The sequence below is a fragment of the Rhodococcus sp. (in: high G+C Gram-positive bacteria) genome (assembly GCF_049299235.1).
Classification (GTDB): Bacteria; Actinomycetota; Actinomycetes; order Mycobacteriales; family Mycobacteriaceae; genus Rhodococcus.
Genome location: NZ_JBAQXC010000283.1, coordinates 1 through 11,719 on the forward strand (window position 1 = coordinate 1; position 11,719 = coordinate 11,719).

General features: G+C 67.2%; 6 protein-coding genes. All 6 read left to right on the forward strand.

The features are described from left to right. A partial coding sequence (locus tag WAX14_RS16670; RefSeq protein ID WP_422629166.1) for a biotin/lipoyl-containing protein occupies window positions 1-737 on the forward strand: 737 nt, incomplete at its 5' end. Continuing rightward, window positions 734-1,894 carry an acyl-CoA dehydrogenase family protein gene (locus WAX14_RS16675; protein WP_422629167.1) on the forward strand — a complete coding sequence of 387 codons (1,161 nt, stop codon included), beginning with the start codon at window positions 734-736 and terminating at the stop codon, window positions 1,892-1,894. The genes WAX14_RS16670 and WAX14_RS16675, both read left to right, overlap by 4 nt. Beyond that, the gene (locus WAX14_RS16680; protein WP_422629168.1) at window positions 1,891-2,409 is read left to right on the forward strand and encodes a MaoC family dehydratase; all 519 of its coding nucleotides are present in this window, start codon (window positions 1,891-1,893) and stop codon (window positions 2,407-2,409) included. The genes WAX14_RS16675 and WAX14_RS16680 overlap by 4 nt, the downstream gene beginning before the upstream one ends. 6 nt (window positions 2,410-2,415) lie before the next feature. Continuing rightward, a complete protein-coding gene (locus tag WAX14_RS16685) occupies window positions 2,416-3,270 on the forward strand; it encodes an HpcH/HpaI aldolase/citrate lyase family protein (RefSeq protein ID WP_422629169.1) in 855 nt (284 codons plus the stop codon). Window positions 3,271-3,329: 59 nt separating this feature from the next. Then, a complete protein-coding gene (locus WAX14_RS16690) occupies window positions 3,330-3,680 on the forward strand; it encodes a hypothetical protein (protein WP_422629170.1) in 351 nt (116 codons plus the stop codon). A 321-nt stretch (window positions 3,681-4,001) separates the two neighbouring features. Continuing rightward, window positions 4,002-11,719, forward strand: a 7,718-nt coding sequence (locus WAX14_RS16695; protein ID WP_422629171.1) for an amino acid adenylation domain-containing protein, incomplete at its 3' end; no start/stop codon positions are given.

The window sequence follows — 11,719 nt, forward strand, 5'->3', positions numbered from 1 at the left end:
ACGTGCTGGCCGGTGCTCTCGACACCGGCCTGCTCGACCGCAGGCTCGGGGACTACGAGGCGCCCGCGACACCCGACGAGGTACTCGTCGCCGCCGCGGCCCGGCACTGGCTGAGCCGGTGGCCGGCCGCGACGGGGGCACCGGTCGACCCGTGGGACCGCCCCACCGGGTGGCGTGTCGGGGCTGCGGCTCCGACGAGCGTCCGGTTGCAGACATCCACCCGCACCGATCACGTGCACATCACCGGATCACCCGCGGCGGCATCTGTTCGCATCGAGGACGGGCCGGCCCGGTCGCTGACCGCAACGCTCGACGAGGACGTCCTGGCCGTCACCGTCGACGGGACGCGGTCGGTGTTCCGGGTCACCGCCGACGCGGAGCACGTATGGCTCGCCGGCAACGGCGGCACGTGGCCGGTGCGTGAGGTGCGGGAGGCGAACATCCGCGGCGGCGACGCACACGCCGGGGAAGCGGAACTGACCAGTCCCATGCCGGGCGCGGTCATCGCCGCGCCCGTCGAGCACGGGGCGACGGTCACCGCGGGCACCACCGTCGTCGTGGTCGAGGCCATGAAGATGGAACATGCCCTCACCGCACCGGTCGACGGCACCGTCGAACTACTCGTTGCCGCAGGCGATCAGGTCAAGGTCGACCAGCTACTTGCCCGCATCGTCCCCGTCGAATCAGATCCCACAGCAGCCACCGAGACAGACGAGAATCAGGACCACACACTATGAGCAGCTTTCTGTCCACCGAACAGCTTCCCGACGACTACCGCGACCTGAAGAACACCGTCGCGGACTTCGCACGCACCGTCGTCGCACCGGTTGCCGCCGAACACGACGCCAACCACACCTTCCCGTACGAGGTCGTGAAGGGCATGGCCGAACTGGGCCTGTTCGGCCTGCCGTTCCCGGAGGAGTACGGCGGCCAGGGCGGCGACTACTTCGCCCTGTGCCTCGCGCTCGAGGAACTCGGCAAGGTCGACCAGTCCGTTGCGATCACCCTCGAGGCCGGCGTCTCGCTCGGTGCGATGCCGATCTACCGGTTCGGCAACGACGACCAGCGGAACAGGTGGCTTCCGCAGCTCGCCGCGGGCCGCGCGCTCGGCGCGTTCGGCCTGACCGAGCCGGGTGCCGGCAGCGACGCGGGCGGCACGAAGACCACCGCGAAGCTCGACGGCGACCAGTGGGTGATCAACGGCAACAAGCAGTTCATCACGAACTCCGGCACCGACATCACCGAGATCGTCACGGTCACCGCCGTCACCGGCGAACGGGACGGCAAGAAGGAGATCTCCACGATCGTCGTGCCCACCGACACGCCCGGTTTCACCGCCGAGCCCGCCTACAACAAGGTCGGCTGGAACGCGTCGGACACCCATCCTCTGACGTTCGCCGACGTGCGCGTGCCGGCGGAGAACCTGCTCGGTGAGCGTGGCCGCGGCTACGCCAACTTCCTGCGCATCCTCGACGAGGGTCGCATCGCGATCGCCGCGTTGTCCGTCGGTGCCGCACAGGGCTGTGTCGACGAGTCGGTGAAGTACGCGAAGGAACGGGAGGCGTTCGGCCGCCCGATCGGCGCCAACCAGGCGGTCGCCTTCAAGATCGCGCGGATGGAGGCGCGCGCACACACCGCGCGCACCGCCTACTACGACGCGGCCGCGCTCATGCTGTCCGGTCAGCCGTTCAAGAAGCAGGCCGCCATCGCCAAGCTCATCGCATCGGAGGCGGCGATGGACAATGCGCGCGACGCCACGCAGATCCACGGTGGCTACGGTTTCATGAACGAGTACACGGTGGCGCGGCACTATCGCGACAGCAAGATCCTCGAGATCGGTGAGGGCACGACCGAAGTCCAGCTCATGCTCGTGGCACGGGAGCTGGGTCTGTGAGCGGCGCACCCGGAAACGACACCCAGCAGCCCAAGCGCATCGTCCAACGCGGACTGTGGTTCGAGGAGTTCGAACTCGGCGCGATCTACGAGCATCGGCCCGGTCGCACGGTGACCGAAGCGGACAACGTCTTGTTCACGACGTTGACGATGAACACCCAGGCCCTGCATCTCGACGCCGCCTACAGTGCCGGAACCGAGTTCGGTGAGCCGCTCGTCAACTCGATGTTCACCCTCTCGACGCTCATCGGGCTGTCCGTTGCACAGTTGACCGGTGGCACGATCGTCGCCAACCTCGGGTTCTCCGAGATCAAGTTCCCGCATCCGGTTCGGCACGGCGACACCATGTACGCGGAAACGCTGATCGTCGACAAGCGCGAGTCGAAGTCCCGGCCCGGGCAGGGCATCGTGACACTCGAGCACACCGCCCGTAACCAGCACGGTGACGTCGTCGCCGTGGCGGTGCGGCAGACCCTCGTCCACAAGCGGCCGGTCGAGCCGGCGCAGGAAGGCTGACCACGCATGAGCACCATCCCGGGACCTGCCTGGCTGTTCTGCCCCGCCGACCGGCCCGAACGCTACGGGAAGGCCGCGGCGATCGCCGACGTCGTGATCCTCGACCTCGAGGACGGCGTCGCCCACGCGGACAAGGACTACGCGCGCCGCTGCCTCGTCGACACCCCGCTCGATCCCGCCCGGACCGTCGTGCGGGTCAATCCGGTGGGCACCGAGGAACATGATCGGGACCTCGAGGCCCTCGCCCAGACCGCCTACACGCGGTTGATGCTGGCCAAGTGTGAGTCCGCGCAGCAGGTCATGTCCCTCGCGCCCCGTGAGGTCGTCGCCCTGATCGAATCGCCGGCAGGTGCCCTCGCGGTCCAGGAGATCGCGCTCGCCGCCGGCACCGTCGGTGTCATGTGGGGTGCGGAAGACCTGGTGGTGGGTCTGGGTGGTCAATCCAGCAGGCATGGGGACGGCTCCTACCGTGACGTCGCGCGGCACGTGCGCTCGTCGTCGCTGCTCGCCGCGAAGGTCTACCGCCGATGGGCGCTGGACTCGGTGTATCTCGACATCAAGGACCACGACGGGCTGCGGGCCGAGACCCTCGATGCGGTCGCGGTGGGCTTCGACGCGAAGGTCGCGATCCACCCCGGTCAGATCGAGGTCATCCGGCAGGCGTACGCCCCGACCGAGGAGCAGATCGAGTGGGCGCGCGGCGTGCTGGCAGCCGTACCCGAGCAGCGAGGCGTGTTCCAGTTCGAGGGGAAGATGGTCGACGCACCGGTCCTGCGACACGCCGAACAGATTCTGCACCGCTCCGTCGAGGCGCGTGTCCAGGGTCACAGCCCGTCGGGGGTCCGGAACGAAGGGGCGTAACATCGATGTGAGCCTGTCCTAACTGGACAAACAAGACCGCCGGTGCTCGGATGACGTGCATGGACGTCGCCATCAAGATTTTCCTGATCCTGCACTTCATCGGCCTCGCCGGCATCATCGGTTCCTGGCTGGCCGTCGTGAAGGACCCCCGTGTCGTCATGGGCATGCTGCACGGTGCGATCCTCCAGGTCGTCACCGGACTGGCGCTGGTCGGTCTGCGCGAGGCGCAGGATGTGGTCGAGGTGAACCACATGAAGATCGGAATCAAACTCGTCGTCGCCGTCGTGATTCTCGTCCTCGCTGTCGTCGGCCTCAAGAAGGAGAAGCAGAACCCCGGGTCGACGGGTGTGATGGCGCACACGATCGGCGGGCTGGGCATTCTCAACGTGATCATCGCGGTCGCCTGGTAGCGCACCGCTGTGCCGGTTTCCCGGCCTCGGCGGAATAGCTGTAGATTGGGCAACCGTGCGCTACTTGCTGGTAATGGTGATGTCGTCACCCCTGTGACCCGTTCTTCGATACTTTCGCGAGGTGTGCACGGGAACTGCAAGTTGTCACGCTATTCAGTAACGTGCCGTCCCCGCTCGGCAGATACATATGAGGTACGGGTGGGGACCGTTCGACATGACCGGACCTGCGTAGGGGAACGCGATCGGCTGTAGTGAGCGCGCACCGGGTGCCAGGAGGCGCCCGGTGCGCCTGCGTAACAGGGATTAAAGGGAGGCGTGGGTTTGAACTCGCTCGATGTCGAAAGCTTCGATGGCGACAACTCGATGCGAGGCGGTGTCCCGGCGGGAGCCTTTCCGCTGTCACCGGCGCAGCTCGGTATCTGGTATGCCCAGCACGCCGACCCTTCGGTCGCGATCAACATCGCGCAGTACGTCGAACTCGAAGGCCATCTGGATCTCGACGTTCTCGAGCACGCCACACGGCAGGCCGGTCTCGATCTGTCGTCCGGTTTCGTCCGGATCGTCGAGGTCGATGCCATGCCGTATCAGCTCGTCGACCCGGAGCTGAGCGTTCCGACCTCCGTTCTCGACCTGCGTGACGACGAGGACCCGCTCGCGACGGCGCTGGCCTGGATGCGCAGCGACTACAGCGCACCGGTGGACCTTCTCCACGACCGCTTCGTCCGGGTCTGCATCTTCCGCATCGAGGACGAGCGTTACCTGTGGTATCTGCGCGTCCACCATCTCGTTCTCGACGGATTCGGTGCTGCCACCCTCATCCACCGGATCGCCGAGCACTACACGGCCGCGGTCGAGGGCGGAGAACTCGCCCCGAACACGGCCTCCCCGCTCCTGAAGATCCACGAGTACGAGGACAGGTACCGGCGGTCCGGCCGATTCGCCGACGATCGTGCCTACTGGGCGAGTCAGGTCACCGGCGTCGAAGAGCCGACGACCCTCGCGGCGCGAAGCGGCGCCCCCGCCGCCCTCCCACGGTTGGACTCGGGCCTGCTCGACATCGGTACCGAACAGGCCATCGCCGAGTTCGTCGACCGCAGCGAGACCACTCTCGCGAACACCCTGATCGCCGCGTTCGCCGCGTACCTGGCGCAGTCGACCGGACGCAACGAGGTGGTTGTGAGCCTCCCCGTCGCGGCCCGCACGACCGCCGTGCTCCGCCGCTCCGGGGGCATGGTCTCCAATGTGGTGCCGCTGCGGCTGACCGTCGGCGACGACACCACCGTGGCCGAGCTTCTCGAACAGGTCACCCACGGCGTCTCCCAGGCGATCCGGCACCAGCTCTACCGGCACGAGGACATCGTCCGGGAAACCCCCACCGAGACCGGCTCGACCGGGTTCTACGGTCCGTGGCTCAACCTCATGCTGTTCGACAACGAGGTCAAGCTCGGGCCGCTCGTCGGCCGCACCCACATCCTGTCCTCGGGCGTCGTCGAGGACCTGATCGTCAACGTCTACCCGACCGATGGAGGAGCCCACACCCGGGTCGACCTGGTGTCGAATCCCCACCGGTACGACGCCGACGAGTCCGCCCGGCACAACGAGCGGCTGCGCGTGTTCATCGACAGGTTCGCCGCGTCGACCGGTGACCGGCACGTGTGGAATATTCCGCTCGCCACCGAGCCGGAAACCGAGCAGTCGGTCGTCGAGTGGAACCGCACCGACCATCCCTGCGAACACGAACATCTGCTCGCCGAGTTCGGGCGTCAGGTGCTGCGCACCCCGGACGCCATCGCTGTCCGCTACGAGGACGAAGCCCTCACATATCGCGAGTTCGACGCCCGGGTCGACGCACTCGCCCGCATCCTCGTCGATCGCGGAGTCGGACCCGAATCGCGGGTCGGTCTCGCAGTGCGCCGCTCGACGGAACTGTTGATCGGCATGTACGCGATCCTGCGCGCCGGTGGCGCCTGGGTCCCGATCGACCCCGACCATCCGTCGGAACGCACCGGCTACATCCTCGAATCGGCGAAGCCTGCCTGTGTGCTCGTCGCGGCACGCGACGGCATGGCACTCCCCGCGGGAACCGACGCGCTCGAGATCGACCGGCTCGACCTCACCGGCGGCGATCGCCGGCCGCTCACCGTGGGGGATCTGCCTCAGCCGGTGCGCCTCGACAACACCGCCTACGTCATCTATACGTCCGGTTCGACCGGCAAACCGAAGGGCGTCGCGGTCACCCACCGTGCCATCGACAACCAGATCCGGTGGATGAACGACCGGTACGCGTTGTCCGCGGACGACATCTACCTGCAGAAGACGGCCACCACCTTCGACGTGTCGCTGTGGGGATTCTTCATGCCGTTGCGTGTCGGTGCGACGCTCGTCGTCGCCCGGCCGGACGGTCACCGCGACCCCGTGTACGTCGCCGAGACGATCGCCCGGCACGGTGTCACCGTCACCGACTTCGTGCCGTCGATGCTCACCGTGTTCGTGGCGAACGCCCCGCACGGGAGCTGCGACAGCCTCGAGCACGTGTTCGTCATCGGTGAGGCTCTGCCGCCCGAGACCGCGACCGCGTTCCGGGGACTGTCCAGCGCAGGGCTGCACAACCTCTACGGTCCCACCGAAGCTGCCGTGTCGATCACTCATCACACTGCGGGGGAGAACGACACCGCGTCCGTTCCCATCGGTGTTCCGCAATGGAACAGCAAGGCGTACGTGCTCGATCGCCGGCTCCGGCCGGCCCCGATCGGCATGCCCGGTGAGCTGTTCCTCGCCGGTGTCCAGCTCGCTCGGGGATACCTCGGCCGGCCCGACATCACCGCCGACCGGTTCCTGGCCGATCCGTTGGGTGCTCCCGGTGAGCGGATGTACCGCACCGGCGACCTCGTCCGCATGCGGATGGACGGCACACTCGACTACATCGGCCGGACCGACTTCCAGGTGAAGTTCCGTGGCCAGCGCATCGAGCTCGGTGAGATCGAGACCGTTCTGCTCGCCGCCCCTGAGGTCAGCCAGTCGGTCGTCCTCGTGATGGAGACGGCGACCGGTGACCAGCTCGTCGGATACGTGGTGCCCGCGCCCGGTCACACCATCGACTCGATCGCACTTCTCGACCGTGCGCGCGCGTCCCTGCCCACCTATATGGTCCCGGCGGCGCTCGTCGTCCTCGACGAACTTCCGTTGAACACCAGCGGCAAACTCGACCGGAAGGCGTTGCCGCAGCCGACGTTCGACCGCGTCCAGGACTTCCGTGCCCCGTCCACGAAGGCGGAGCACGCGGTCGCCGACGCGTTCGGCGCGGTTCTCGGACTCGATCGGGTCGGCCTCGACGACGACTTCTTCGCGCTCGGCGGCAACTCGCTCGTCGCCGCGCAGGTGGTTTCCCGGATCGGGTCGAGTCTCGAAACGCAGATCCCGGTTCGCACCCTGTTCGAAGCGTCGACCGTCGTGGCACTCGCCGCGCGGGTCGACGGCTCATCCGGCGCGGGGTCGGCGACAGCAGCGCTCGTGCGGCGCCCCCGTCCCGACGTGGTACCGCTGTCCCTCTCGCAGCAGCGACTGTGGTTCCTCAACCGCTTCGATGCCTCCTCGGCGACCTACAATCTGCCGTTCGCGGTGCGGCTCGCGGGCGACCTCGACGTCTCCGCGCTGCGTAGCGCACTCGCGGATGTCGTTGCCCGCCATGAGATCCTGCGCACCATCTACGTCGAGATCGACGGAACGCCGCAGCAGGTCCTGGTGCCGGTCGACGAGAGAGTTCTCGTCGCGGACCCCATCGACATCGTCGAGTCCGCGCTGACCGGCGAACTCCATACCTTCGCCGCGGCGGGATTCGACGTGTCGACCCAGCCGCCGATCCGAGCCGAGCTGTTCCGCATTTCGCCGACTCGGCACGTCCTGGCAATGGTGCTGCACCACATCGCTGCCGACGGCCTGTCGTTCGCGCCGCTGGCCCGCGACATCATGGTCGCCTACGACGCCCGTGTGAGCGGTCGCGTACCGGGCTGGGAACCGCTCGAACTCCAATACGCGGACTACGCACTGTGGCATCGTGAGCTGCTCGGTGTGGAAGCCGATCCGGAATCGCTCGCGGCACGCGAGATCGGCTACTGGAAGAAGACTCTCGCAAGTCTTCCCGAAGAAGTCGACCTGCCCACCGATCGACCGCGTCCGGTGACTGCCACGAATCACGGTGCCAAGTATCGCTTCCGCATCGATGCCACCGTTCATCGGCAACTGACGGAGCTGGCGCGGCGTCACCAGGCCACACCGTTCATGCTGCTGCACAGCGTGTTCGCCGTTCTCATCGCGCGGTTGTCCGGATCCGACGACGTCGTCGTCGGCGCGCCGGTGGGTGGCCGCGTCGACCCCGCACTCGATGATCTGGTCGGCATGTTTGTCAACACTCTGGTGCTGCGGACCGATATCGAGCCGGGGGAGAAGTTCTCGGAGTTCGTCGACCGGGTGCGTGACACCGACCGCGCGGCGTACGCGCACGCCAACGTCCCCTTCGACCGGCTCGTCGAGGTCCTCAATCCGCCGCGATCGCAGTCGCGTCACCCGCTGTTCCAGGTGGCACTGGCCGTGGATACCGCGGCACCCGAGGGCGACCTGGAATTCGGTGGGCTGCACGCGTCTCCGGCCGAGGTCGATGTTCCGGTGGCGAAGTTCGACCTGCACCTGTCGGTCGCGATGACCACCGATACGGACGGTCGTCCCGCCGGTATCGATGCGACCTTCGATTACATGACCGAACTGTTCGACGCGTCGACGATCGTGACGTTCGCGGAACGGTTCGAACGTCTGCTCGGTGCGGTGATCGCCGATCCGGACGTTCCGGTCGGCGATCTCGACCTGCTGTCCACGGACGAGCTGGTCGATTTGAGCCGGCGGTCGGGTGGGCCGGCAGCTCCCGCACGTTCGCTCGCGCAGCTGATGGCCGACGCCGTCGTCGCGGCGCCGGACTCCCCGGCGGTGGCCTTCGAGGGCCGGACTCTGACCTACCGCCAGCTCGATTCCGAGGCGGCGCGCGTGGCGGCACAGCTCATCGCGATGGGTGTGCGCCCCGGTGACCTGGTGGCCGTCGCAATCCCGCGTTCGCTCGAATCGGTGCTCGCAGTGTGGGCCGTCGCCCGCGCCGGTGCCGGATTCGTGCCGGTCGATGTGAAGTACCCGGTCGAGCGTGTCGAGTACATGCTCACCGATTCCGGTGTGGCCGTGGGTATCACGTCCGGAGACCACGTGGCGGAGCTGCCCGGTCACGTGCAGTGGATCGAACTGGGAACCGTCGATCCTGCGGCGGTCACCACGTACGCTCCGCCGTTCGCGGAATCGCCGGGCGCTGCCGTGGATCCGCGGAACATCGCGTACATGATCTACACCTCCGGATCGACCGGAAAGCCCAAGGGCGTAGCGGTTCCGCACGCCGGTGTGAACAACCTGCTGTGCGTGCTCCGCGACGATCTGGGCCTCGAGAACGGTTCCCGGATCCTGCACCTGGCATCGCCGAGCTTCGACATGTCGATCTTCGAGTTGCTGTGCGCGCTCGGCAGTGCGGGAACGTTCGTCGTGGTCCCGCAGTCCGTCCTCGGCGGCGACGAACTGGCCGCACTCATCGAGCGTGAGCGGATCACCTGCGCGATCATGACGCCGTCGGTCGTCGCGTCGATGGATCCCGAGCGCATGCGTGCCCTGGGTTGCCTGGTCGTCGGCGGCGAGGCGTCGTCGGCGGATCTGGTCGCCCGCTGGGCGACCGGCCGCAGGATGTTCAACGGCTACGGTCCTACCGAGGCCACCGTCGTCACCAACATCTCCGACGCCCTCGTTCCCGGCGCCGCGCCCACGATCGGTGGCCCCATCGCGGGTGTCCTCGCATTGGTGCTCGACAAGCGCCTGCGCCCCGTTCCCGTCGGTGTCGCGGGTGAACTCTACGTTGCCGGAGTCCATGTCACCCGTGGGTACCATCGGCGTCCCGGCCTGACCTCGGATCGGTTCGTCGCCAATCCGTTCGGTGCCCCGGGCGAGCGCATGTACCGCACCGGTGACGTGGTCACGTGGACCGCGAACGGCGAGATTGCCTACAGGGGTCGTAGCGACCATCAGGTCAAGATCCGAGGCCTGCGCATCGAGCTCGGTGAGATCGACGCGGTGCTCGAACGCAACCCCGTACTCGACCTCGCCGTGACGATCGGGCACACCGGTCCGTCGGGTGTCGCCTCGCTGGTGTCGTACGTCCATGCCGTGTCGGGCGCGACCGTCGATACCGAGGCGCTGTCCGCCGCGGCGGCGAAAGTTCTTCCCGCACACATGGTTCCGGCTCTGATCGTCGTACTGGACGAGATTCCGCTGACGCCGGCGGGCAAGCTCGATCGCCGGGCACTGCCCGAGCCGGTCTTCGAATCGCAGGTCTTCCGCGCGCCGACCACGGCGATCGAAGAGATCGTTGCGGGAATCTTCGCGGATCTGCTGTCCGTCGAACGAGTGGGACTCGACGACGACTTCTTCGCACTGGGCGGGAACTCCCTGGTCGCGACGCAGCTTACGTCGCGGCTCGGCGCCGCACTCGACACCGTCGTACCGGTGCGCATGCTGTTCGACTACTCGACGGTCGAGTCCCTCGCGGCACGGGTCGAGCAGGATTCCGGCGGTGGCGCCCGGCAGCCGCTCGTCCCGCAGCCGCGCGAGGACCGCATTCCGCTCTCGCTCGCGCAACAGCGGATGTGGTTCCTGAACCGCTATGACGTCGGAACCGCCACCTACAACATCGGTTTCGGTCTGCGCCTTGCCGGCGAACTGGATGTGACCGCACTCCAGGTGGCGATGCTCGACGTCACCGAACGGCACGAAACGTTGCGCACGGTGTACCCGGAATCTCCGACCGGGCCCTCCCAGCACATCCGCGAAGCGGCAGCCGTCGTGCCGAATCTGCAACCGGTGATGGTTGCGAACGCGGACGAGCTGCGGCAGCGGATCCTGGAGCTGGCCGCGGCGGGATTCGACCTCGCCGTCGACACCCCGTTCCGGGCCCGGCTGTTCGAACTGGGCGAGGACGAGCACGTCCTGGCCATCGTGATGCACCACATCTCCGCCGACGGCTGGTCGATGGCACCGCTGGCCCGCGACGTCATGGTCGCGTACAGCGCACGACGTGAATGGGAGCGTCCGGCCTGGGCGATGCTGCCGGTGCAGTATGCGGATTTCGCGATCTGGGAACGTGCCGTCCTCGGTGACGAATCGGACTCGTTCTCGCTCGCGTCACGTCAGCTGGCGTACTGGACGAAGAATCTCGACGGACTGCCCGAGGAACTGCCCTTGCCGTTCGACCGGCCCCGGGGATCATCGTCGACCTACCGCGGTGGTCGCGTCGAGTTCACGATCGACGCCGGAATCCACCGCGGTCTGCGGGATCTGTCCCAGCAGAACAATTCGACGATCTTCATGGCGGTGCATGCGGCGCTGGCGGTGCTGCTGTCGCGGTTGTCGGCGAGCGAGGACGTGGTGATCGGAACGCCGGTCGCCGGTCGCGGTGAAGCGGCGCTCGACGACATGGTGGGCATGTTCGTCAACACGCTGGTGTTGCGGACGATCATCGACCCGTCCAAGTCGTACACCGAGGTGCTGCGCGAGGCCAGCGAGACTGCGCTGGCGGCGTTCGCGCACTCGGACATCCCGTTCGAGCGGATCGTCGAGAAGCTGAACCCACCCCGGATCGGTTCGCGGCACCCGCTGTTCCAGGTGGCGCTCGCATTCCAGAATCTCGAGCATCCGACGCTCGAACTTCCGCGACTGTCGGTGTCCCAGGTCGACATCGACACGAACGTCGCGCGCTTCGATCTCGAACTCGCAGTGTCCGAATCGATCGGCGCGGACGGTGCCCTCGGTGGCATGGCCGTCACCCTGTCCTATTCGGCGGATCTGTTCGACGAGTCGACGGTGGTGTCGTTCGCGGAGCGGTTCGTGCGGTTGCTGGGTGCTGTGGTGGTGGATCCGTCGGTGCCGGTGGGTGATGTGGAGTTGTTGGGTGCCGATGAGCGTGG